Raw genomic sequence first — 24030 nt, forward strand, 5'->3', positions numbered from 1 at the left:
CATTCCCTCCTTGTTTTTATTAACTTTAGCCATTGTGTTATCCTATTACAAGTTGTTGTTTATCCTAGTATAATTAATAATATTTTAAAGGGAGATCTTCATGAAACCTGAAACAAGACTTCAAGCATTATCAGAATTTCTAAAAAACCAACGTTCGAAAATTACGCCCCAAATGGTTGGTTTACCTGTAGGAACCCGTAGAAGAACACCAGGATTAAGAAGAGAAGAAGTGGCTCAACTAGCCGGTGTGAGTCTTACTTGGTATACATGGTTAGAGCAAGGCAGAGATATAAAAGTATCTACTTCGGTATTAGATGCGATTTCTCGAGCATTACAATTAAATAACGATGAAAGGAGATATTTGTACGCTTTAGCGTTAGAGGAAGGAGTGAAACAATCCTTTATCATTGAGAATGAGAAGGAAATCAGTCCGGCTTTAGTGAAAATGTTGCAGGAGCTTCGTTATTGCCCAACGATTATATCTGATAGAAGAAGTCAAATTGTTGGCTGGAATCAAGCAGCAGCTAATGTATTTTTGGACTTTGAACAAATCATCCCGGCAGAAAGGAATATCATACGCTTACTATTCGCAAGAAAGGAATTTAAAAGTCTAGCCGTGAATTGGGAGCATTTTGTTAGAGGATATATCGCCATATTTAGAACGTATTATGGACAGTATGTGGCTGATGACTGGTATGAGCAATTTATCGAAGAAATGGAGCAGGCATATCCTGAGTTTCGTAAAATTTGGAATGAAAATGAGATCAGCTATGCGCCTGAAGTATTAATTGAATTTCGTCATGCTAAGGCAGGTAAAATGTTGTTTAATCTCACTTCATTACAAGTGTATGGGGATACTGATTTAAGATGCAGTGTCTATACTCCAGTTGAGGATACTGATACGGAGCTTAAGTTAAAACGTTTGATTGAAGGCTAGCTATTGTTTGGAGAGAAGAATTGATTTGAGGAATCGTTCTTGTTTAGAATGTAAATATATTAAGTATTTATGATAGAAATTATTTTTGTACTTTTTAAAACTTAATGATGACATTTAGCTTCTTTGGGTATCGCTGATTGAGACGTGCCTTCTATTCGCTTATCTAGTTCAAAATAATATGAATGGAGAGATAAAATGGATTATGTTTATCAGAAAAAGGAGAAGAAAAACGGTAATTGTGTTATTTCCGTTAGAGATAGATGGGAGAATTCAATTATCGAATTTGAAAAAAAGCAACATCATATTGATATAGTGGTTAATTACCGTAATGATAAGACAACGAAGTATTCAATACCAATAGAAATTTTTGAAAAAGTTTACGATGATCTGCACAGAGGTAATTGAGGGGATTTTGGTTCCTTCAACTACCTCCTTGTTACATTTATATGCGCTTTTCTATTAATAACTTCAATTGATCTTTGTTTAAGCAAGGTTACGCTTCTACAATCTCTAATAACACAGCATTTTGATGTTCCATATCAATTCTCCTCTACTTCTTCACCAGTACATATTGTAAGTTTTCTAACTCAAACATATCAATCAGTTCATCGATCCCTTTAAAATCAATATGTTTTCCAAACCGTTTTTTGCTTAGGTCAATTTCTACATCCAATTGAGCGTCCTTTTCTTTCGTTTCGAGTTCATTTAGACAAGAATAGATTTCGATGGTTTCTCCTTTTGATAGCTCTTTTTCAATGAATTTAAAAAGTGCACGAAGAGAATGAATGATGTCTAATTCATAAACAAAAGGATGCGTGAATTTGTTTCTTACCGCTTCATAGACAGGATCTAGATCATCAATGTGAATGCCTTCGAAATCCTCTTCTGTTTCAAATACTTCTATCAAAAGTTCTTCTTTTTGATAGGTTTTTGGCTTTTTTTGTTTTTTATCAAACATGTTGATATTGAGTTCAGAGAATGGTTTATAGGTAGGATTTTGACCAATGGTACCAAGCGGCAGTTCTTTGTTTGATCCAATATAATGCTGTAAAGTCATGGGTTGCCCTCTTTTCTTGAAATATTCCTTATAGAGTTGATTATTTCCTTTTTACCAATTTAGAGATGAATATGCAATGGCTTGACATATCGATATTTCTAGATATACAATGTCTTCCATGGAACCTATTGATGTGTTTAAGGCATTATCGAATGAAACAAGGTTGAATATTTTAAAGTGGCTCAAGGAACCAGAGAAGCATTTTCCTAAGCAAGGCGCTCATTTACCGAAGGAGGTTAGTTATAAGGGGGGCGTGTGTGTCGGAGATATACAAGAAAAGGCACAGGTTTCTCAATCAACCGTTTCTAGCTACTTACATTTGATGCAAAAAGCAGGTCTGCTTGAATCTGTTCGACATGGGCAGTGGACATACTACAGAAGAAATGAAGAATTTATCCAACAGATCGGTCAATATATGAAAACAGAGATCTAATAGGATGTGTGATTTCTGTTTTTTTCTATTTTTAACATCTGTTTTTCTAGATATATAAATATTTAAATTAAAAGGAGACTTGATGATGCGTTTGATTTTTTATGTACTTGCTCTATTAGCGGGTGCGGCACTTAGTTTTGAAGGAGCCATCTATGCGGAGCTTGGGAAGTCGATCGGACAGTTAGAAACAAGTTTTTATAACTTTTTTATCGGTTCTATTATCATGGGGCTCATGTTGCTCTTTTTTGGAAAGGGTGATCTTTCTTATACGTTGAAGGCACCGAAATGGTCACTACTTGGCGGAGCGATGGGAGTTGTGTATTTAACGTCTATTGTGGTGAGTGTTCCGTTTGTTGGTGTAGGTGTAACGATGGTGGCTGTTATTATTGGTCAGCTGTTGATGAGTATGGTGATTGAGCATTTTGGGTGGCTTGGGAGTCAGAAAACGAGAGTAAACAAAGAGAAGGTGTTTGCGGTCATTTCCATGATCATTGCCCTTATTCTCATTCATTAGGAGGAAATTGATATGGCATTATTACTGATTTTATTTACTTTAATCGGAGGCATTACGTTAAGTGCCCAATCTTCTATTAATGGTACGTTTAGCAGAAGAGCTGGGACGATTGAAACGACCTTTCTGACCTTTTTAACGGGTACGATGTTTTTGACCATTCTGATTTTATTCTTTGGGAGCGGACATCTGTTGAACCTGCTGCATGCTCCGAAGTGGCAGCTGAGTGCGGCATTTCTTGGAACGGCTTATTTGTTGCTTACAGTAATTGCTGTTCCGAGAATTGGCGTGATTGCAGCGAATATTGCGGGGATTGCTGGACAACTTGTCATTGGAATGGTCATTGATCATTTTGGCTGGTTTCATAGCTTGGTGATTTCACTTGATCTCAAACGCATATTGGCGTTGTTCTTTATGCTGATCGCTCTTTACTTTATCTACAAGGGAAATAAGCGCTCTAGGGAGGAAGCGAGTGCTTAAAAATGAAAGCTGCTGTGACATGTCAGCAGCTTTTTTTTAAATCATCAAGTTTGACTAAATACCTCTTAGGGTATAATATCTGTTCATAGAAAGAATAGAAAGGGGTACTTGTGCATGGAATATAATCAACAGATGAAGAACCGTCTTCGCCGGATTGAGGGGCAGATTAAAGGGGTTCTTGCGATGATGGAGCAGGGAAAGGATTGCCGCGAGGTGGTGACGCAGCTGTCTGCATCACGCAATGCCATTGATCGTGCAATGGGTGTGATTGTGAGTACAAATCTTGAGCAATGTGTCCGTGAAAGTCTTGAACAAGGCAAGGATACGGAGGGTCTTGTGAAAGAAGCGGTTGAGCTATTGGTGAAAAGCCGGTAAGAAATTCTTCAGCCTTTGGAGGTTGACGGATTTTTTTACTTGTTATAATATACCCTTACCGGTATATGTATATATTTTTTATTTTGTGTATACCCCTAAGGGTAATTGAAAAAGGAGGAGCAGAATGGAAGAACAGAAAAAACGCACGACGATTGTGCTATTTAGTGGAGATTATGATAAAGCGATGGCGGCTTACATTATTGCCAATGGTGCAGCAGCCTATGATCATGAGGTGACGATTTTTCATACGTTTTGGGGGCTGAATGCCTTGCGCAAGGATGAGATAGTGCCAATGAAAAAAGGTTTTTTAGAAAAAATGTTTGGCAAGATGATGCCGCGCGGGGCTGATCGAATGGGCATTTCAAAGATGAATTTTGCTGGAATGGGCCCAAAGATGATTAAGCACGTGATCAAAAAGCACAATGCCATGACTTTGCCGCAGCTTATTGATATGGCGAAGGAACAGGAGATTAACCTCGTGGCATGTACAATGACGATGGACCTTTTAGGGCTGCAGGAGAAAGAATTATTAGATGATATTCAATATGCTGGTGTGGCGGCGTATTTAGCTGAGGCTGAAATTGGGAATGTGAATTTATTTATCTAGTGAGGTGTTAATACATGATTCAAACACTTTTGATCATCATCGTCATTGGTTTGCTGGTGAGCCGTTTTCTCCCTGTAAAGGGTATAAAACAAATTGATGCAGCCGATATGAAACCTCAATTGCGTAGGCAGCATCAACAACTGATTGACGTTCGGTCTCCTGTAGAATTTCAAACAAACCATATTAAAGGATTTCGCAACATCCCATTACATCAGCTAAAAGAACGAGCAAATAAGCTTGCGAAAGACAAAGAGGTCTATGTGATATGCCAAAGCGGGATGAGAAGTATGCAGGCAGCTAAAATATTGAAGAAGCAAGGATTTACACATATTACAAACATCAAGGGTGGTATGAATGCTTGGCATTAAGTACGTATAAAAATATACCCCCACCCCTATATGAAGGAGGACATCACGTGCAGCAACCAACTGTCATTTTAGATGCAAAAGGATTGGCATGTCCGATGCCGATTGTGAAAACAAAAAAACAAATGAATGAGCTATTACCTGGAGACGTGCTTGAGGTGCAAGCTACCGATAAAGGATCAGCAGCGGATCTAGCAGCATGGTCAAAGAGTGCCGGCCACGAATTTTTAGGAACAAAAGTAGAAGGACAGGTGCTTCATCATTTGATACGTAAGGGTGGAGTGCAAGAGAAAGAAGGGGAGTCAATGATTTCGGAAATGTCTTTGAATACGTTCCAACAGAAGGTAAAAGAAGATCAATCTTTGTTTATTTTAGATGTACGAGAACTGGATGAATACGAGGCGGGTCATATTCCAGGAGCTGTTCATATCCCGCTTGGAGAAGTCGAACACCGTGCAGAAGAATTGAGCCAGGATACGCTTATTTACCTCATCTGTCATTCAGGCAGAAGAAGTGAATTAGCCGCGCAAAAGTTAAAAGAAAAAGGATTTCAACAATTAGTGAATATAGTGCCAGGCATGAACAGCTGGACAGGAGAGATTGAAAAATAGGAGCTGAATAAAACGATGTCTGTAAAAGCAATGACAGCAGAACAGTTAACAAAAAAGATTATCAACAAAGAGCCCATCTTTTTGTTAGATGTACGAAACGAATCAGATGTACAGGACTGGAAGATTGAAGGAAAAGCCGTTGATTATATCAATGTGCCTTACTTTGAGCTTCTTGATGGCGTAGAGGATATGGTCGAGAAAGTACCAACAGACCGAGAAGTGCTCGTTGTGTGTGCCAAAGAGGGCTCCTCTATTATGGTGGCGGAGATGCTGTCAGAGGCGGGCAGAACGGTCAGTTATTTACAAGGTGGTATGAAGGCATGGAGTGAGCATGTCGAGCCAGTGAAGATTGGTGATTTAAGCGGCGGTGGAGAGCTGTATCAATTTGTACGAATGGGTAAGGGATGTCTGTCCTATATGATCATGTCAAGTGGAGAAGCCGCTGTTGTGGATGCTGCTCGAATGACGGAGGTCTATATCGATTTTGCGAAAAAGCATGATGTTTCGGTGGCGCATGTGCTGGATACTCACCTTCATGCGGATCATATTTCTGGTGGGAAAAAACTAGCTGATCAGACAGGAGCTGCCTACTGGCTGCCGCCAAAAGATGCAGAAGAGGTAACCTTTGAGTACAAACATCTTGAAGAAGGACAGCGGATAACAATTGGGACGTCTTCCATTGACATTCACCCTCTTTATTCCCCGGGACATACGATCGGCTCAACATCTTTTATCGTAGACAATCAATTTCTTCTTTCGGGTGATATTCTGTTCGTTGATTCTATCGGAAGACCTGATCTTGCTGGACTGGCGGAGGACTGGGTAGGTGATTTGAGAGAAACACTTTATGACCGATATATGGCGCTTTCGAAAGAATTAATTGTTTTACCTGCGCATTTCATGGTCATGGAAGAAGTGAATGAAGACGGAAGCGTTTGGAAGGAACTTGGCGTTCTATTTGAAGAAAATCATGGACTGAACATTGAAGATGAAGATGTATTTAGACAAATGGTCACGAAGAATCTTCCTGCACAGCCAAACGCCTATCAAGACATTCGGTATACCAACATGGGGAAATTGACTCCAGACGATGAAGAGCAGCGGGAAATGGAAATTGGTCCAAACCGTTGTGCGATTCGGTAATGTTCAATAAAATAAGAAGAGAGGAATCATCAAATGACATCAGATGAAATTTTAGACGTAACAGGGCTTGCATGCCCAATGCCAATTATTCGAACGAAGAAAAAAATGAACGACTTGGCGGAAGGTCAAGTTTTAGAAATACATGCAACAGATAAAGGGGCTAAAGCTGACTTAGCTGCATGGGCAAAGTCAAGCGGACATGAATTGATCACGCAGACAGAAGAAGGTCACGTGCTGAAGTTCTGGATGAGAAAAGGGTCCTAAAGGATGTAGGGGTATCTGCTGAAGATCCCCTTTTCCTTTTGCAAAGGAGGAGACCAGCGTGGATTTTGCGTTTTTGATTACACTTTTTATCATCGGATGTATTGGTTCCTTCTTATCAGGAATGGTGGGGATCGGCGGATCTGTGATCAACTATCCCATGCTGCTTTATATCCCGCCTCTTCTCGGTGTGATGGCATTATCAGCACACGAGGTTTCAGGGATTGGCGCCATTCAAGTGCTTTTTTCGACGCTGGGTGGTGTACTGGCGTATCGGAAAAGCGGATATTTACATCGCTCGCTGATTTTATATATGGGAAGCAGTATATTGGCGGGCAGCTTATTAGGCAGTTATGTATCACATTTTATGCAAGAGAAAGGGATGAACCTCGTCTATGGATTACTTGCCATTGTGGCGGTTATTCTCATGCTGATTCCGAAAAAAGGACAGCGTGCAGACGCAGAGGGAGAAGTCACTTTTCATAAAGGACTGGCATCAGGTATTGCCTTTGTAATTGGCAGTGTTTCTGGGGTATTAGGCGCAGGCGGTGCATTTATTTTAGTGCCTGTCATGCTGTCTATTTTAAAAATTCCTGTACGGATGACGATTGCGTCGTCACTTGCGATTACGTTTCTTTCTGCGATAGGCGCATCGACTGGAAAGGTATTGACGGGTCAAGTCATGCTTCTTCCTGCGATTGTGTTGATGGCGGCAAGTTTGGCAGCCGCTCCGCTTGGTGCTAAGGTCGGTCAGAAAATCAATGCCGTCTATTTGCAATGGGCCCTTGCTGTGATGATTACGGCGACAGCGGTTAAAATTTGGCTTGATATTTTATAAAGAAAAGACCAACAAAGCAAACATGTTGGTCTTTTTTATTTGACGTCATCGTGCTCGATATATGTTTCTAGTGCGGGGTGGTACTCTTTTTGATAATGAAGGTTAGGACATGTTTTCACGACTTTGCCTTGCAGGGCATTGGACTTTGAGACTTCTAATGCTGTTCTACATTTAGGGCAGCGTTCGGCAAAGAATGAGGGCCAGCGTTTCATATATCACCACTCCAATTAAAGTCTTAAAAACCGATTATATTAATATGAATTATAGGGGATCGTGGAGGTGAGGTCAATGGGTGTTTGGGTCTTTTTAACAAAAAAAGAAGCATCCTGAGATGCTTCTTTATTCTTAATAGGCTTTCGCCCAGAACACCATATCAGATGCAGGCTTTCCGCAGCAGACACATGTGTCGGAAATGGTTTCCTGTTCGAATGGGATACAGCGTGAGGTCGCACCTGTTCTTTCTTTTATGTCGTTTTCACAGGCTTCGTCACCGCACCACATGGCTTTAATCAATCTGTTTTCTTCCGCAAGAATTTGCTCGATGTCTTCGATCGTGTGGGCTTGTGATGTTTTTTCATGTAATCGTTCTTTTGCCTTTTCGTACATGGTCTGCTGGATGTCTTCAAGCGTTGCTGTGATGGTTTGTTCAAGTGCATCTAACGTGACAGCTTGCTTTTCACCAGTGTCTCGTCTTGCGAGCATCACCTGTCCTTTTTCGATGTCCTTTGGTCCTACTTCTACACGAAGCGGAATACCCTGCATTTCACATTCGTTGAATTTCCAGCCAGGCTGTTTATCGCTTGCATCGATGTCAGCACGTGCGATGCGGGCGAGGCGATCCTTCAATTCGTAGGCATGATCCAGCACACCTTCTTTATGAGAAGCGATTGGCACGATACGCACTTGGGTTGGCGCAATATTTGGTGGGAGGACAAGCCCTCTGTCGTCACCATGCACCATAATCATGGCGCCGATGATTCTTGTTGTGAAGCCCCATGAAGTCTGCTGGACATGCTCTAGTTTTCCTTCACGGTTTAAGAATTCGATGCCAAATGCTTTGGCAAATCCGTTCCCGAAGAAATGAGAAGTGGCAGTTTGGAGTGCTTTTCCATCATGCATCAAGCTTTCGACTGTATAGGTGAAGCGGGCGCCGGCGAATTTTTCCTTCTCTGTTTTTCTCCCTTTAATGACAGGAATGGCAAGGAGATTTTCGCAAAGAGAAGCGTAAGTGTGAAGCATTCTTTCTGTTTCTTCAATCGCTTCTTGCTCAGTCTCATGGCACGTGTGTCCTTCCTGCCATAGGAATTCAAGGGTTCTAAGGAAGGGACGTGTTGTCTTTTCCCAGCGGACGACATTGGCCCATTGGTTATATAGCTTTGGTAAATCGCGGTAGGAATGAATAATGTTTTTGTAATGCTCAGCGAACAGCACTTCAGAGGTTGGTCTGACGCAGAGCCTTTCTTGTAATTCGGATTCACCGCCATGTGTGACCCACGCCACTTCAGGAGCAAAGCCTTCGATGTGATCTTTTTCCTGCTGCAGCAGGCTCTCTGGGATAAAGAGCGGCATATAGACATTCTCATGACCCGTTTCTTTAATCTGGCGGTCAAGTTCGTCGCGAATATTCTCCCAAATTTTAAAGCCGTACGGCTGAATGATCATACTGCCTCTCACGCTTGAATAATCGACGAGCCTCGCCTTTGTCACAACATCTGTATACCATTGGGCAAAGTCGTCTTCCATGCTTGTAATTTTCTCAACAAATTGTTTCTTTGACATTGCAGGTTCCTCCTTTTTAAAAATCAAAAAAGCTGTACTTTAAGTTAGGGACCATTCCTGGTGGTACCACCCTAATTTAAAGCACAGCTTTACACTCAATCATGATAACGGTATGAACCGCTGTATGAAACAGAACTAAATCGGCAGGTTCACTTGAAGATGTCAGTAGGAACTTCTCAGCACCGTTCCCTCTCTGTTAAAGATCGATTCAAGTTACTATTCCAGATCTACGTTGATCCTTGTACGTTGATTTTTCATCAGTTTACCTGTAAATGAAGGAGAAAGCAAGTTGTTCTGATTCCCTTTTTGACGCCTTTTGCTTAGGGATTGGAATGGCAGTATTTTTCTATTTTTACAGCTTGCGAGTTATGAAAGGCTATGCTAATATATTTGAAGAAAAAATAGACTTGTATAACCTCAATAATATGGTTTGAGGGTTTCTACCAGGATCCGATAAATCCTGATTACAAAAGCGCGCTTTCCTTTTTTGTAATCAGGGTTTTTTTGTTTGTCTACACCCTGTATCAAAAGTGAAAGCGATGATATAGAGAAGGGATGTTAGACATGAACTGGAGAGTATATTTATTAGCCGTTTCTACATTTGCGGTTGGATTAGTTGAGCTTGTGGTTGGGGGTATTCTGCCAAGCCTTGCAGAGGATTTGAATGTGTCTCTGGCAACAGCGGGGCAGCTCATTACGGTATTTGCGATTGTGTATGCCATTTCAGCACCCGTGCTGCTGACTGCAACAGCCAAAATCGAACGAAAGCGTCTTTATTTAATCGCGTTATTGGTGTTTACATTAGGAAATGTGTTCACTTATTTTAGTTCGACCTTTGCCCTTGTGATGATCTCACGGGTATTGATCGCAATGAGCACAGCGCTTGTGGTGGTGTTATCTTTGACGATCACTGCCAAATTAGTGGAACCAGCGCATCGTGCGAAGGCTTTAGGGCTGATTTTTATAGGAATTAGTTCTTCACTTGTTCTCGGTGTACCGATCGGTATTTTTATTACTGAGAGCTTTGGCTGGAGAGTGATGTTTTTAGGAATCAGTATTCTTTCTGCCATATCGATGGTGCTGATCTATTTTCTATTGGAAAAAATGCCTGTTGAAAAAGTGACGCCTCTTAGAGAGCAGATTCGCTCTTTAGGGCATCCGAAAATTTTTAGTGCACACCTGATTAGTTTGTTTATGCTTGCAGGGCATTATATGCTTTATTCTTATTTCACGCCATTTCTGATGGAAGTTCTGCATATGACCCCGTTTTGGATTAGTATTTGTTATTTGATCTTCGGACTTGCGTCTATAGGCGGGAATGGGTTTGGCGGCTGGCTGAGTGACAGACTGGGTTCAGGGAAAGCCATTTTGCTTGTGACAATAGCGTTTGCGGTTGTCATGTTTACCATTCCTTATACAGCGGGTGTGTTCGCGCTCTTTATGGTGATGGTTGTCCTTTGGGGTGCGCTCAGCTGGGCATTGACGCCTGCTTTGCAGAGCTATTTGATTCAAACTGATCCGGTCACGTCGGATATTCAGCAGAGCTTGAATACATCGGCCTTGCAAATCGGCATTTCGATTGGATCAGCGGTTGGGGGAGTCATGTTTACGATGACCGGTTCATCTGTTGATCTGGCTAAATTCGGTGCCGTGTTTGTACTGATTGCCTTTAGCTGTGCGGTGATTTCGCTTAAGAGACCGCCGCTTTATATGGATCGTCAGCATCATGCTGAATAGCTGCCTAAAGGTAGGCAGCTTCAGTGTGTAGACAAACCCTCGCATTCGGTGTCAGGTCTGCGCTCCGGTGCTCGTCCTTCCTAGGCTGCAAAGGTTTTCTATCACGCTGAAAAGAAGACAAAGGGCTAAAATCAAGATCATTTTAGCCCTTTGTCAACAATCTATGGCTGCCTAAAGATAGGCAGCTTTTTTATGTTCATTTCAAATTCAAAATACCATTCTATTCAAAAACGGCCATTTCGCTGATTGGTTGGAAGCCGGCACGTTGGTAAATATTTTTGCCATCCGCTGATGCTTGTAAGATGACACACTTTTGTTTATTCTCTGTCTGGGTTAGAAGGTAATGAAACATGTCACTGCCAAGTCCTTTTCCGCGGTGTTCTGCCCTTGTTATGACATCATAAATGCCGTAGCTGTCGTTTGTCTCGAATAATAAGCCTGTTGTGACCGGCTTATTGTGTTCATACCCCACGAACATGCGGGCTTTTGAGTGTAATGATTCAATCGAAAAACGCTGGAAATAAACTTCTAAGGCGGCGGCCTCAGTCGACCCTTCGAATAGTTCAATAAAGATACGTTTGTAATCAAAGAGTGTCTGCTCATCAAGTACTTCCTTGATTGTAAGTGATGAGGATGTGACTGGATCAATATCACCTGTATGCTCAAGCATCATGATGGTATTGCGTTCGACCTCTTGAAGCTGATATTCCTTCAATAAGTCAGCCCAATTAGTATGGAGTAAATGGTGATCGATCCATGTGCTGAAGATGAGTTTCTGTGACCGCATGTGTTCAATGGCTGCTTTCACTTTTTTCGGATCTTGGATTTGAGCTGATGTGGGTAAGAGCAAATTGAACGTGTCAGTCGATATATGAGTATTGGATAGAACGAAATCGTCAGTTGCGAGAAAGGTTCCGTTCACAGCAGAAGAAAACAGGTGTATCTTCTCTTCTAATTGGCGAATGGCCATTTGTTGTTCGGGTTTCATTTAGCTCACCTTTTCATTATGATAAATTGGATGACATCCCCATGATTATAGCATGTGACAGGATGAGGGGAATCTAGTAAAAAAGTACATATGCAATTTTCAGGTCTGTTGACCTATTATTTTACTCACGTCGACATTTCTTTTGACTCCTTTCTTAATTATTAGTACCATTTTATTAACCAGTTAAGAGTGGAGGTTCAGATGGAAACAAAAGAGCAGATTGTATTAAAAGCGATTCAAGATCTGATTATGCATAGGGAAAAGAGACGGAATGATCCAACAGATCCACTGATTACCACGACTGATACACTCAAACAAGAATGGACACTCACACAGCTTCACATTTTATCCATGATTCAAGCCAATCCAAACGAATCAAACAATACATTTCTATCTCAACAACTGAAACTATCAAAGCCAGCAATTACAAAGGCCGTGAAAAAACTAATTGAAAAAGGCATGGTGGACTATTGTCACCGGCAAGGGGATAAGAAATCTGTCTATTATTCTTTGACAGAGGAAGGGCAGCAATTGGCTGCACTGCATGATGAACTACATGATAAAGCAGTCACGTCCTATTTAGAATTTCTCCAACAGTTTCATGAGGATGAATTACAAATCATTGAGCGCTTTTTAAAGGCTTGGAAAGAAAAGATATAGATAAAAAACCGAAACCATCGCACAAAAGGAGATGAGGGTTTCGGTTTTTTATGGTAAAATTAACATATATTGACGTTGTTCTTAGCCATGATGAAAGGGAGGGAGCCTCATTGAATAAAGAAATGATAGAAAATTATAAAAAATACGCATTCATCATGCCGTTCGTGGGATTGTTTGTCAGCTTGCTATTATTTGTTTACTTTTTTGGCATCACAGGAGTTGAAGGATCAATTTGGGCTGCTGCTTTGTATTGTGCTCTGCCCTTTTTGGTGAATACGATATGTTTCTTGCCTGTATGTATTTATTTTAAAGTCAGCAAAAAAAGTGAGGAACATACATGATTGTCGTCAGTGCTTGTCTTGCTGGATTGAAGGTTCGTTATAATGGCAGCCATCGATTAGATCAGCGTATTGAAGAGCTTGTTCAAGAGGGAAAGGCAGTCACAGTTTGCCCTGAGCTGCTTGGCGGTTTCTCCACGCCAAGACCTCCCGCGGAAATCATTGGAGGAGACGGACATGATGTATTACAGGGCCTCGCCTCCGTGATCGATGTGCATGGAACTGATGTCACGGAGATGTATGTAAAAGGTGCGACGGCCACGCTGGGACAGGCTCAGTCTCTGAAAGCGACAGCAGTTGTGTTAAAAGAGTACAGCCCTTCCTGCGGCAGCCGGATGATTTATCGCGGAGATTTTAACGGCAGGACAAAAGCTGGAGATGGTGTGACATCCGCCTTGCTGAAACAGCATGGGATTCGGGTATTCTCTGAGGAGGATGACTGGATCTCGCTGTTTTGATAGGTAGAAGGAGGAGTTAGGTTGAAAAAGTGGATAATTGGTTTAGTCGTCATTATTTTATTAGGAATTGGTCTTTATTTTATGATTAATGAAAAAACATACTCTTTTGATGATGTGGCCTCAATTGATCAAAACAAGGTGACTTCGATTCAAATTGAGCATGATAATGAGCGCGTTAAAGTGGAAAAGAAAGAGGATATTCAAAAGCTGCTGAAGGAATTTTCAGGTATGAAATTAAAGAAAGCGAATGAGGTTAAAAAAGCCTCAAAAGAGTCTTATTGGATTAGAGTGTATGAGAACGAAAAAGAAATTTATGGATTTGTCTTTTATGATCAAAGCTTTTTAGAGATATATGATTTTTCTAAAACAAAAGATCAAACCAGCGAATATCAAATCGTTGATGCCAATCAAGTCGATATAGGAAAATATATCAAATAAATCAGTCAGAATTTCATGCATGATCAATAGAAAATTCGGGTATAGTGCTTGGTAAGTAAAAAGGAAGCGGAGGTTTGTTTGATGAGTGGATTAACAGATACAGTCACATTAGCAAACGGAGTAAAAATGCCGAAGCTAGGCTTTGGTGTATGGCAGGTAAAAGATGGAGATGAGGCTGTAAATGCCGTCAAAGACGCTCTTGAAGCGGGCTATCGCAGCATTGATACAGCAGCAGCCTATCAAAATGAAGAAGGGGTAGGCAAAGCCATTCAGCAATCAGGCATCTCTCGCGATGATCTATTCATTACGACAAAGGTCTGGAATAATGATCAAGGCTATGAATCAACACTCGAAGCCTTTGAAACAAGTATGAACAAGCTGGGGCTAGATGTATTAGACCTTTATTTAATTCATTGGCCTGTTGAAGGCAAATATAAAGAAACATGGAAAGCGCTAGAAAAACTATATAAGGATGGACGCGTTCGAGCGATCGGAGTGTGTAATTTCCATCAGCATCATTTAGAGGATTTATTGGAAGAGGCTGAAGTTGTGCCAATGGTGAATCAAATCGAGCTGCATCCGAAGCTGACGCAGGAGCCTTTACGAGACTACTGCAAATCGAAAGGAATTCATGTAGAGGCGTGGTCACCATTAGGAAGCGGGAAGCTTCTAAACCATCCTGTTCTTCAGGATATCGCGAAAAAACATGATAAGTCAGTAGCGCAAGTGATTCTTCGCTGGGACTTGCAGCATGGCATTATCACCATTCCAAAATCTGTGACGAAGAGTCGAATCATCGAAAACACACAAGTCTTCGATTTCGAGCTGTCCGCACGTGAGATGGGTGTCATTGATCAGCTCAATGAAGATGAGCGCACAGGTCCAGATCCAGATAACTTTGATTTTTAATCGAAAGAAAAGCATAGGTGCGATGCCTGTGCTTTTTTATTTGCCTTCATGAGTAGATATTTTTTGAGGTTGAAAGGTCTCAATGATTTGAATGGCGTCGATAATCTTTTCTTTAGCATAGTCTCCAATCAAACAAAAGGTTTCATCTTTACGTGCAGCATGGTTTGCCACTGTAAGTGCCGCCTCGTCCAGCTGAGTTGTAATACCAAGATCGCGCATATTTTTAGGTAATCCAAGTGTTTGGTAGAGTTCAAGTAATTCTTCTACCTCGGACATTCGGTTTTCTGCGGCAAGCTGGACAAGGATGCCATAAGCCACTTTTTGTCCATGTAACACATGATGCGTTTCTTCAATAAATGTCAATCCATTATGAACGGCATGGGCTCCTGCCATTCTTCCATAACGTCCCCCGTAGCCTCCGACTGTTCCGGCTAACGTAATAATCGTATCTGTTACATCTGCAAATGCTTGTGAAAACTGACCTGTTTTTAAGCTGTTCACCGCTTCTTCACTATGAGAAAGAAGAATGTCTCGAACATATACCGCCTGCTTTAGTGCAGCATGCACCATGAGCGGCAAGGCGCCTTTTATGTTACGAATAATCGCTTCCGCTTCATACCATTTTGCCAGCGTATCACCAATTCCGCTTTGAAGGTAGGAAAGAGGAGAGGAAAGCAAAAAAGTATGATCAATTACGGTGAGGTAGCTGGATCGTTTATGATAATCGACTCTCATGAAATTACCCTTTTCATCATAAATGACGCTGAGTGGTGTAGAGGCAGCACAAGTGCCGGGAATCGTTGGTACCATGATAACTTCGATTTGAAGAGCGTCTGCAACTGATTTGGCGGTATCTAAAATCGTTCCGCCTCCGATGCCAATAATCACATCCGACCCGTTAAGCTCTTCTGCGATCCGTGTGACCGCATTGGGTGAACTGTATCCTTTGTGCTGAATGACAGGCCACTCGGTCGGCAGCTTTGTGTATTGTGAAAAAGCTTGGTATGAATCATATCCTGTCACCACAGCAGGTGACTGAAAAGCAGATACAAGGGAATCTAGTTCATGATATATTCCCTTTTGAGAAATAAATTGGTTAGGACCGCTTCTGACAATATCTTCTGGCTGGATCATGGATCATCATTGCTCCTTTACTACATCATATTATTCATAAATCATCTCATTTTACAGAAAGTTCTGTCAAATAAATATGAGAAGAAAGACCCTTCCGTTTTATGGAATTAAGCCGCCGACATTGCCTTTAGGTATGTATTTCCTGTATGATAAAGAATGGTATGTTTTGATTAAATTTAAGAGGTGTTTATATAGATGGAAAAACAATATCGCGTTTTACTTTACTATCAATATGTCCCCATTGAGGATCCAGAGACGTTTACAGCAGAGCATTTAGCATTCTGTAAGGAGCTTGGTTTGTTAGGCCGTATCCTCGTGTCAGCAGAAGGCTTGAACGGAACGGTTTCTGGAACCATTGAGCAAACGGACAAGTACATGCAAGCGTTAAAAGAAGATCCGCGCTTTGCGTCTATGCCGATCAAAATTGACGAAGCAGATGGTCATGCTTTTAAGAAAATGCATGTCCGCCATCGGAATGAACTAGTGAACCTTAGCCTTGAGGATGACGTGAATCCGTTAGAATTAACGGGGAAACATCTTAGCCCGGTCGAATTTTACGAGCAAATGCAATCACCTGATACTGTTGTGATTGATGCACGTAATGATTACGAGTTTGATGTGGGTCACTTCAGAGGGGCAGTCCGTCCTGATATTGAGACATTCCGTGAATTACCTGAGTGGATTCGTGACAATAAAGAGATTCTTGAAGGAAAAAAAATCCTGACTTATTGCACAGGCGGCGTACGCTGTGAGAAATTCTCCGGCTGGTTAAAGCGTGAAGGCTTTGAAGATGTCTCTCAGCTTGACGGCGGAATTGTCACTTACGGAAAAGACCCAGAAGTACAAGGAAAGCTATGGGACGGTCAATGCTATGTATTTGATAATCGCTTAACAGTACCAGTGAATCAAACAGAGCATGTGGTTGTCGGAAAAGATTTCTTCACTGGTGAGCCTTGCGAGCGTTATGTGAACTGTGCGAACCCTGCATGTAACCGCAAGATGATTGCCACTGAAGAGAGTGAGCATAAATATATGCGCAGCTGCAGTCATGAATGCCGCACAAGCGAACGGAACCTGTATGTGAAACAGCACAATTTATCTGAAGAGGAAGTTCAAGAGAGACTAGCTGTCATTGAAAAAGAACAAGCGATTTCACAAGGATAGAGGGAACCCCCTCTATCCTTTTTTTCTATACATGGCGGGGTTTAGAAGGGAGAGGAAGTCATTTCCTCTATCTTTTTTGTTTTGTTTTTTTCAAAATAAGGGTAAAGGTAGTTAATCAGTCTAATAGATTGAACAGTTGAAAAAGCGCTTTCTTTTGAAATAAGCATGTTCGACTATTTCAGAAAATGAAGAATTGAGAGATAATATAACAGGCGAAAAAATGAACAAGGATAAAGGTTCATTAGAAGAAATATTTGCCAGTAAAATGAAAAGTGAGCTGCTTTGAAAGAGAGATGCTTGCTTGACACATGCTCTGTATTTTAATCGAAAGGTGTTATGAACATGAATCATTTGCATCGTAGGATGGGAACTTTCGCTTTAATGATGGTAGGTCTTGGCTCAATCATTGGTTCAGGATGGCTCTTCGGTGCTTGGCGTGCGGCTCAAATCGCCGGCCCTGCTGCTATTTTATCCTGGCTGATTGGGATGGTTGTGATTTTATTTATCGCTTTGTCTTATAGTGAACTCGGATCGATGTTTCCAGAGGCAGGCGGAATGGTGAAATATACGCAATATTCACACGGATCTTTTATTGGGTTTATTGCAGCTTGGGCGAACTGGATCGCCATCGTTTCTGTCATTCCTGTTGAGGCGGTTGCTTCTGTCCAGTACATGAGCTCGTGGCCTTGGGAGTGGGCAAAGTGGACAACCCATTTGGTTACAAAAGGGGTGTTGACGACAGAAGGGCTTATGGTTGCCAGTGTGCTTCTTGTGATTTACTTTCTGCTGAATTATTGGACAGTTGGGTTATTTTCAAAAGCGAATACATTCATTACCGTGTTTAAAATTGTTATTCCAGGATTAACAATTGGTGCGCTCTTATTCGTAGGTTTTCATAGTGAGAATTTTACTTCTGGAACAAGTATTGCTCCTAACGGCTGGGCGAGTGTGCTGACGGCTGTTGCGACATCAGGGATTGTGTTTGCCTTCAATGGCTTCCAAAGCCCGATTAATATGGCCGGTGAGGCAAAAAATCCAGGTCGGTCGATTCCAATCGCCATTGTCGGATCGATTTTCATTGCAACTGTGATTTATGTCCTTTTACAAATCGCCTTTATCGGTGCTGTTGATCCATCTATGATTGTGAATGGATGGGGCCATTTGAATTTCAACTCGCCATTTGCGGACCTTGCCATTGCACTTGGGATTAACTGGCTTGTTCTGATTTTATATGCGGATGCATTTGTGTCACCTTCTGGTACAGGAATTACGTATACCGCAACGACGTCTCGTATGATTTATGGAATGGAAAAAAACAAATACATGCCAAGTGTGCTTGGCCGTCTGCACCCTATTTACGGCGTGCCTCGTCCAGCAATGTTTTTTAACTTAGCCGTATCGTTTATCTTTCTGTTTTTATTTAGAGGCTGGGGTGTGCTTGCTGAAATTATCTCTGTCGCAACGCTCATTTCTTATTTGACTGGACCAGTGACCGTCATGACGCTGAGAAAAACAGGGACAGATTTATATCGACCGCTTCGAGTAAAAGGACTCAGCATCATTGCTCCTCTCGGTTTTGTTTTTGCCTCATTGACGCTGTATTGGGCAAGATGGCCGTTAACAGGTCAAGTGCTGTTCATTATTCTCATTGGTCTCCCTATCTATTTTTACTATCAAGCAAAAGCGAAGTGGAAAGGCTTCGGCCGCAACTTTAAAGCGGGTGCTTGGATGGTTGTGTACCTGCTTGTGATGATGACGATTTCCTGCCTTGGTAGTGACAAATTCGGGGGCTATAACGTCATTCATTATGGCTGGGACATGGCACTGATTACAGTGGTTGCTCTGCTATTTTATATGTGGGCACTCAAAAGTGGATATGAAACAGAGTTTTTAGAGGATGCGAAAAAAATTAATGATGAGCTGCGAGCTTCTCAGAAAGAAGCTGCGGCAACCAAAGAATAAAGAAACGGCTGCCTGAACATTGCGGGCAGCCGTTTTTATTTGGATGAATGATGCATCACATGCTGCCTCAGCCAAGTGGTGACGCCGCGCAAAACGGCAGCTGTGACAAGTGAAATGAGCACATATCTCCAAAGCTGACCTAAGCCTTGTCCACTCAGCCAGAACACGATGCCTAGAATGATGAGGGTGAACATAAGCAAGAATAAAAATGATGCAGACCAGAAAAAAGCCTTCATAGAAGGTCACCTCCTCAGGAGTATTGTATGCAGGCTGATGCACGATCAGACCAGCATTGAAGAGGTAGAATATTGATGAGAACTATTGCTAAAGTCAGATAAAAACACCAAGTGATTTGACAGTTGTGTTAAGATGAGAGCATATTTTGAGTAAAGTTGTTGGTCATAGACGGAGGTGTTTGGAAATGCAGATTCAAAAGGTTCTAAACAATAATGTCATTAGTGTCATAGATGAACAAGGGAAAGAAATCGTCGTCATGGGAAGAGGCATCGCTTTCAAGCGACGTCCCGGGGACCCGGTGGATGAAGCGTTAATTGATAAAGTCTTCCGCCTAGAGGATCATTCCGTTCACGAGCGGATGAAAATGCTGCTTCAAGAGGTTCCGTATGATGTGGTCAAGGTGACGGAGGAAATGATCCAATATGCACATACAAAGCTGAACCGAAGATTAAATGAAAGTCTGCATGTATCGCTGGCAGACCATATTCATTACGCCATCGAACGGTTGAAGAAAAATCATCTGATTGAGAATTCGCTTATTTGGGAGATTAAACGCTTATACAAAGATGAATTTCTTGTCGCAAAGGAATGTCTTGAGATGATTAAAGAGCGTCTTCATATTGAACTGCCTGAGGATGAAGCAGGTTTTATTGCCATGCATATCATTAACGCAGAGCTTAATGAGGATATGAATACGACGGTCAATATCACAAAGGAAGTCAATGCCATTCTCACCATTGTGAAATATCATCTCAACATGGAATTTGATGAAGACTCACTCAACTTTTATCGTTTTCTCACGCATTTGCGCTTTTTCGTTCAGCGTTTGATTAATGAAACACTGCTTGTCAGCGAAGATCAGGATTTATATCAGCTGATTAAAGTGAAATATCCGAAAGCATACGATTGCGCAAAGAAAATCGCAGAATATGTCTATCAAACCTATCACCGAGATCTCACATCAGAGGAGATGCTGTATCTATCAATTCATTTGAATCGACTGATCAAACGAGAAAAATAATGATAGATTTTAAAAGAAAGCGTTGACATGAGAAAAGGTGAGTGGTACTATTTGCTCATAAACATAAAAGAATACGGTTTCACAATGATCGTCTTAGAGGATTGTGACTGTTCGGCAGGCAAAACCTAAACGTTCACTGAAAAAGCGCAACAGCAAGCTGCGACTATTTTTGGTGCCCGTTTAGGTTTTTATTTTGCCCAAAAAAGTATTTTTTTCAAAAAAAGGGGGTTTTTGTATGAGTCATCGTCAATTAGCAGAAGACATTATCAAACACATTGGTACAGAGAAAAACGTTCATTCATTGGTGCATTGCGCCACAAGACTTCGATTCACTTTAAATGACAGATCAAAAGCAGATAAAGCGGCCATTGAAAAGTTAAATGGTGTCGTCACAGTCATGGAAAGCGGCGGCCAATTTCAAGTGGTCATTGGCAATACCGTACCAGAGGTTTATCGAGAAATTGGAGAGTTTACGAATCTATTAGAGGATTCCTCTGCTTCATCTGCAAAATCAGGTGAAGAGAGCACAAGCCTTTTTGGAAAATTCGTCGACATTGTATCAGGGATTTTCACACCACTTCTCGGTGTCATGGCGGGTGCAGGTATTTTAAAAGGTCTCTTAGGCATCTGTATCAACGCGAAATGGTTATCTCCTGAAGATACGTCGTATCAAATTTTATTTGCTGCATCTGACAGCTTGTTCTACTTCCTGCCATTATTGCTCGCATTCACTTCTGCCAGAAAGTTTAAAGCGAATCCGTTTGTCGCTGTGACGATTGCAGGTGCACTGATTTACCCAACCATTCAAGAATTGTCAAAAGGCGGCGGAGATGTGACCTTCTTCGGAATTCCAGTCGTCTTAATGTCTTATACATCGACGGTCATCCCAATCATTTTGGCAGTGTTTGTCATGGGATATATCGAACGTTTCTTTAACAAAGTCATTCATGAAAGTGTTAAAAACTTTATTACACCACTCATTTTACTTGTCACGGTTGTTCCGCTGACACTCATCGTATTCGGACCATTTGGTGTGTATGCAGGGAACGGCATCGCAGCTGTTTTACTAAAAGTATTCTCCTTTAGTCCTACACTTGCAGGTGCTTTAATTGCGATGGCTTGGCAGATTCTTGTCATCTTCGGTATCCATTGGGGACTTGTGCCAGTGATTTTAAATAATATCGCAGTCCATGGGAAAGATCATATCAAGCCGGCTACTGCGCCAGCTGTATTCTCACAAGCCGGTGCTTCAATTGGTGTTATGCTGAAAACAAAGAATAAAAAGCTGAAATCCTTGGCTGGATCAACAGCAGTTTCTGCCGTGTTTGGGATCACAGAGCCAGCTGTATACGGGGTCACGCTTCGTTTGAAAAAACCATTTATTGCAGCTGTTATCTCTGCCGGAGTCGGCGGTGCGATCATCGGTTATTCACAAAGTATTGCGATTGCGTCAGGTCTTCCAAGTTTACTGACACTTCCGATTTTCTACGGTCAAGGTTTTACAGGGTTCATCATCGGAATCTCGGTCTCGTTCGTCCTTTCTATCATCCTAACCTATTTGATTGGATTTAAAGATCCAGTAGATGAAGATGAAACGCCGGCAGCAGGTACTGTGCCAGTTATTGAAAACGAACATGGAGTCAAAGCCGCTCATGTGAAAAGTCCTTTAAAGGGAGAGGTCATCAAGCTTGAGGAAGTACAGGATAAAGCATTCTCATCTGGAGCACTAGGAAAGGGCGCAGCCATCATTCCATCAGAAGGCAAGCTGTTTGCACCAGTGTCAGGAGTCGTGACAACGGTGTTCCCAACTGGACATGCGTACGGTCTTACCTCTGAAAGCGGAGCAGAAGTACTCATTCACATTGGGCTGGATACCGTACAATTAGGCGGAAAGCATTTTACCCCGAAGGTTACTCAGGGGCAAACTGTAACAGAAGGTGAACTGCTTGCTGAGTTTGATATTGAAGCTATCCAAGCAGCCGGTTTGTTAGTCACAACACCAGTGATTATTACCAATTCCGGTGAGTTTAGCGATATTATTGAAACAGAGGAGAAGCAAATTGCTCCGGGCCAGTCATTTTTACATCTAGTTTAATTATGAGGAGGAAGAAATTATGAGATATTCAACACTAGCACCATTTCCAAAGGACTTTTTCTGGGGCGGATCGACTTCCGCCTATCAAGTAGAAGGTGCGTGGAATGAGGATGGCAAAGGGCCTTCTGTCATTGACATGAGAGCCAGTTATCCTGAAGGCACAACGGATTTTAAAGTCGCAAGCGATCACTATCACCGCTATAAAGAGGACGTGAAGATGTTTGCAGAAATGGGTTTGAAGGCTTACCGCTTTTCCATTGCGTGGACACGGATCATTCCAGATGGAGATGGGGAGATCAATCAAAAGGGGATTGAATTTTATCATTCTCTCATCGATGAATTGCGCAGCTATGACATTGAGCCAATCGTGACAATGTATCATTTTGATCTGCCTCATGCGCTTCAAGTAAAGGGTGGATGGTCAAATCGTGCGACAGTGGATGCATTTGAACGCTATGCCGAGGTGCTATTCAAGGAGTATGGTCAGAAGGTGAAATATTGGCTGACCATTAATGAACAAAACATGATGATCTTACATGGATCAGCGCTCGGTACACTTGATCCAAATTTAGAAAATCCAAAAAAAGAACTGTATCAGCAGAATCACCATATGCTCGTTGCACAGGCAAAAGCGATGACGCTTTGTCATCAAATGCTGCCTGAAGCGAAAATTGGACCGGCGCCAAACATTGCGCTCATTTATCCGGCTTCTCCAAAGCCAGAAGATGTGCTTGCTGCGGCGAATTACAATGCGATCCGCAACTGGCTTTATCTTGATATGGCGGTCTTTGGCCGTTATAACAACCTTGCTTGGGCGTACATGAAAGAAAAAGACATTCTTCCTGTTATCGAAGAGGGAGATATGGATATTTTGAAAAGCGCAAAGCCAGACTTCATTGCCTTTAACTACTACACCTCACAAACGGTTGAAGCGAGTAAAGGAGATGGCAACGACGAATTTGCACGCGGTGGAGATCAGCATTTGAAATCAGGGGAAGATGGCGTCTACAAAGGCGGCAACAACCCGTTCTTAAGTAAAAATGCCTTTGGCTGGGAGATTGACCCTGTCGGCTTCCGTTCAACGATGCGCGAGATTTATGATCGCTATCAGCTGCCGCTTATTATCACGGAAAACGGATTGGGTGCTTTCGACAAGTTAGAAGAAGATGGTTCAATCCAAGATGATTATCGAATTGATTATTTAGAAAAACATATCGAACAAATCAAATGGGCGATCACAGATGGCGTCGAAGTATTCGGATACTGCCCGTGGTCAGCTATCGACTTAATCAGCACACACCAAGGGTGCTCCAAGCGCTACGGGTTCATCTACGTCAATCGCGACGAATTTGACTTAAAAGACCTCAAAAGAATTCGCAAAAAGAGCTCTTATTGGTATGAAACCTTGATTCAGCAAAATGGAGACAACATCGGGAAATAACGATAAAAAAGCCAATCACCTTATGCGGGTGTTTGGCTTTTTTTTGTTCAC

The 24030-nt window shown here is 41.8% G+C and carries 29 protein-coding genes, 1 riboswitch and 1 other annotated feature; of the genes, 23 read left to right on the top strand and 6 right to left on the bottom strand.

The genetic code is table 11. The features are described from left to right. Window positions 1-100 precede the first annotated feature (100 nt). Together C9414_RS14620 and C9414_RS14625 are read left to right on the top strand one after the other, a co-directional pair. Window positions 101-937: a helix-turn-helix transcriptional regulator gene (locus C9414_RS14620; protein ID WP_047204154.1), complete on the top strand. Its 837-nt coding sequence runs from the start codon at window positions 101-103 to the stop codon at window positions 935-937. Window positions 938-1132: 195 nt separating this feature from the next. Then, window positions 1133-1342 carry a hypothetical protein gene (locus tag C9414_RS14625; protein ID WP_047204153.1) on the top strand — a complete coding sequence of 70 codons (210 nt, stop codon included), beginning with the start codon at window positions 1133-1135 and terminating at the stop codon, window positions 1340-1342. A gap of 145 nt (window positions 1343-1487) precedes the next feature. Here the strand turns inward: C9414_RS14625 and C9414_RS14630 are convergent, their stop codons facing one another. Then, entirely contained in the window at window positions 1488-1994 is a 507-nt protein-coding gene (locus tag C9414_RS14630) for a hypothetical protein (protein WP_107163909.1), read from the bottom strand. A 118-nt stretch (window positions 1995-2112) separates the two neighbouring features. On the opposite strand from C9414_RS14630, the gene C9414_RS14635 reads away from it, so the two are divergent. The 10 genes from C9414_RS14635 (at window position 2113) to C9414_RS14680 (ending at window position 7618) form a co-directional block, all read left to right on the top strand. Next, a complete protein-coding gene (locus C9414_RS14635) occupies window positions 2113-2427 on the top strand; it encodes an ArsR/SmtB family transcription factor (protein WP_047204180.1) in 315 nt (104 codons plus the stop codon). A gap of 85 nt (window positions 2428-2512) precedes the next feature. Further along, window positions 2513-2941 carry a DMT family transporter gene (locus C9414_RS14640; protein WP_047204151.1) on the top strand — a complete coding sequence of 143 codons (429 nt, stop codon included), beginning with the start codon at window positions 2513-2515 and terminating at the stop codon, window positions 2939-2941. 12 nt (window positions 2942-2953) lie between these two features. After that, on the top strand, window positions 2954-3418 hold the full coding sequence (locus C9414_RS14645; protein ID WP_047204150.1) for a DMT family transporter: 465 nt from the start codon (window positions 2954-2956) through the stop codon (window positions 3416-3418). 114 nt (window positions 3419-3532) lie between these two features. Further along, the gene (locus C9414_RS14650) at window positions 3533-3793 is read left to right on the top strand and encodes a metal-sensitive transcriptional regulator (protein WP_003217059.1); all 261 of its coding nucleotides are present in this window, start codon (window positions 3533-3535) and stop codon (window positions 3791-3793) included. Between the two features lie 124 nt (window positions 3794-3917). Continuing rightward, a complete protein-coding gene (locus C9414_RS14655) occupies window positions 3918-4400 on the top strand; it encodes a DsrE/DsrF/DrsH-like family protein (RefSeq protein WP_107163910.1) in 483 nt (160 codons plus the stop codon). A 14-nt stretch (window positions 4401-4414) separates the two neighbouring features. Next, window positions 4415-4768, top strand: a complete 354-nt coding sequence (locus tag C9414_RS14660) for a rhodanese-like domain-containing protein (RefSeq protein ID WP_107163911.1) — start codon at window positions 4415-4417, stop codon at window positions 4766-4768. A 47-nt stretch (window positions 4769-4815) separates the two neighbouring features. Continuing rightward, window positions 4816-5376 (top strand): sulfurtransferase TusA family protein, encoded by a 561-nt coding sequence (locus C9414_RS14665; RefSeq protein ID WP_058837228.1) that lies wholly within the window; start codon window positions 4816-4818, stop codon window positions 5374-5376. Between the two features lie 15 nt (window positions 5377-5391). Then, window positions 5392-6519, top strand: coding sequence for an MBL fold metallo-hydrolase (locus tag C9414_RS14670; RefSeq protein ID WP_107163912.1), 1128 nt, complete (start codon window positions 5392-5394; stop codon window positions 6517-6519). Window positions 6520-6552: 33 nt separating this feature from the next. After that, complete coding sequence (locus tag C9414_RS14675) at window positions 6553-6783, top strand: sulfurtransferase TusA family protein (RefSeq protein WP_047204144.1); 231 nt, start codon at window positions 6553-6555, stop codon at window positions 6781-6783. 58 nt (window positions 6784-6841) lie between these two features. Beyond that, complete coding sequence (locus C9414_RS14680) at window positions 6842-7618, top strand: sulfite exporter TauE/SafE family protein (RefSeq protein ID WP_107163913.1); 777 nt, start codon at window positions 6842-6844, stop codon at window positions 7616-7618. Window positions 7619-7653: 35 nt separating this feature from the next. Here the strand turns inward: C9414_RS14680 and C9414_RS20265 are convergent, their stop codons facing one another. Then, on the bottom strand, window positions 7654-7830 hold the full coding sequence (locus C9414_RS20265; protein ID WP_164512187.1) for a hypothetical protein: 177 nt from the start codon (window positions 7828-7830) through the stop codon (window positions 7654-7656). Window positions 7831-7963: 133 nt separating this feature from the next. After that, on the bottom strand, window positions 7964-9397 hold the full coding sequence (proS, locus tag C9414_RS14685; RefSeq protein WP_107163914.1) for a proline--tRNA ligase: 1434 nt from the start codon (window positions 9395-9397) through the stop codon (window positions 7964-7966). A 43-nt stretch (window positions 9398-9440) separates the two neighbouring features. Further along, window positions 9441-9636 (bottom strand) — a binding site (T-box leader). Window positions 9637-9784: 148 nt separating this feature from the next. Further along, a riboswitch (purine riboswitch) is annotated at window positions 9785-9884 on the top strand. Between the two features lie 77 nt (window positions 9885-9961). On the opposite strand from proS, the gene C9414_RS14690 reads away from it, so the two are divergent. Continuing rightward, on the top strand, window positions 9962-11134 hold the full coding sequence (locus C9414_RS14690) for an MFS transporter (protein ID WP_041088815.1): 1173 nt from the start codon (window positions 9962-9964) through the stop codon (window positions 11132-11134). A gap of 220 nt (window positions 11135-11354) precedes the next feature. Here the strand turns inward: C9414_RS14690 and C9414_RS14695 are convergent, their stop codons facing one another. Then, a complete protein-coding gene (locus C9414_RS14695; RefSeq protein WP_107163915.1) occupies window positions 11355-12122 on the bottom strand; it encodes a GNAT family N-acetyltransferase in 768 nt (255 codons plus the stop codon). A 201-nt stretch (window positions 12123-12323) separates the two neighbouring features. On the opposite strand from C9414_RS14695, the gene C9414_RS14700 reads away from it, so the two are divergent. The 5 genes from C9414_RS14700 (at window position 12324) to C9414_RS14720 (ending at window position 14925) form a co-directional block, all read left to right on the top strand. Then, entirely contained in the window at window positions 12324-12782 is a 459-nt protein-coding gene (locus C9414_RS14700; RefSeq protein WP_107163916.1) for a MarR family transcriptional regulator, read from the top strand. A 110-nt stretch (window positions 12783-12892) separates the two neighbouring features. After that, window positions 12893-13123: a hypothetical protein gene (locus C9414_RS14705; protein WP_107163979.1), complete on the top strand. Its 231-nt coding sequence runs from the start codon at window positions 12893-12895 to the stop codon at window positions 13121-13123. After that, on the top strand, window positions 13120-13578 hold the full coding sequence (locus C9414_RS14710) for a 2-thiouracil desulfurase family protein (RefSeq protein ID WP_107163917.1): 459 nt from the start codon (window positions 13120-13122) through the stop codon (window positions 13576-13578). The genes C9414_RS14705 and C9414_RS14710 overlap by 4 nt, the downstream gene beginning before the upstream one ends. A gap of 21 nt (window positions 13579-13599) precedes the next feature. Next, entirely contained in the window at window positions 13600-14016 is a 417-nt protein-coding gene (locus tag C9414_RS14715) for a DUF5301 domain-containing protein (protein ID WP_107163918.1), read from the top strand. An 81-nt stretch (window positions 14017-14097) separates the two neighbouring features. Beyond that, window positions 14098-14925 (top strand): aldo/keto reductase, encoded by an 828-nt coding sequence (locus C9414_RS14720; RefSeq protein ID WP_034283114.1) that lies wholly within the window; start codon window positions 14098-14100, stop codon window positions 14923-14925. Between the two features lie 36 nt (window positions 14926-14961). Here the strand turns inward: C9414_RS14720 and C9414_RS14725 are convergent, their stop codons facing one another. Next, entirely contained in the window at window positions 14962-16059 is a 1098-nt protein-coding gene (locus C9414_RS14725; RefSeq protein ID WP_107163919.1) for an iron-containing alcohol dehydrogenase family protein, read from the bottom strand. A 195-nt stretch (window positions 16060-16254) separates the two neighbouring features. Between C9414_RS14725 and trhO the strand changes: the two genes are divergently transcribed. Then, window positions 16255-17223 (top strand): oxygen-dependent tRNA uridine(34) hydroxylase TrhO, encoded by a 969-nt coding sequence (trhO, locus tag C9414_RS14730; protein WP_039176148.1) that lies wholly within the window; start codon window positions 16255-16257, stop codon window positions 17221-17223. A 342-nt stretch (window positions 17224-17565) separates the two neighbouring features. Next, window positions 17566-19185: a glutamate/serine transporter AimA gene (locus C9414_RS14735; protein ID WP_039176149.1), complete on the top strand. Its 1620-nt coding sequence runs from the start codon at window positions 17566-17568 to the stop codon at window positions 19183-19185. Between the two features lie 35 nt (window positions 19186-19220). Here C9414_RS14735 and C9414_RS14740 read toward each other — a convergent pair whose 3' ends face one another. Continuing rightward, window positions 19221-19421 (bottom strand): hypothetical protein, encoded by a 201-nt coding sequence (locus tag C9414_RS14740; RefSeq protein WP_047204103.1) that lies wholly within the window; start codon window positions 19419-19421, stop codon window positions 19221-19223. Window positions 19422-19606: 185 nt separating this feature from the next. Here C9414_RS14740 and licT point away from each other — a divergent pair, with 185 nt between their 5' ends. The 3 genes from licT to C9414_RS14755 all read left to right on the top strand — a co-directional run bounded on the left by licT (window position 19607) and on the right by C9414_RS14755 (window position 23979). Further along, on the top strand, window positions 19607-20443 hold the full coding sequence (gene licT / locus C9414_RS14745; RefSeq protein ID WP_039176153.1) for a BglG family transcription antiterminator LicT: 837 nt from the start codon (window positions 19607-19609) through the stop codon (window positions 20441-20443). Window positions 20444-20678: 235 nt separating this feature from the next. Beyond that, a complete protein-coding gene (locus C9414_RS14750) occupies window positions 20679-22538 on the top strand; it encodes a beta-glucoside-specific PTS transporter subunit IIABC (RefSeq protein WP_047204102.1) in 1860 nt (619 codons plus the stop codon). A 19-nt stretch (window positions 22539-22557) separates the two neighbouring features. Next, complete coding sequence (locus tag C9414_RS14755) at window positions 22558-23979, top strand: glycoside hydrolase family 1 protein (protein ID WP_107163920.1); 1422 nt, start codon at window positions 22558-22560, stop codon at window positions 23977-23979. Window positions 23980-24030: the final 51 nt, after the last annotated feature.

The organism is Bacillus sp. Nf3 (assembly GCF_003028545.1).
Taxonomy (GTDB): domain Bacteria; phylum Bacillota; class Bacilli; order Bacillales; family Bacillaceae; genus Bacillus; species Bacillus safensis.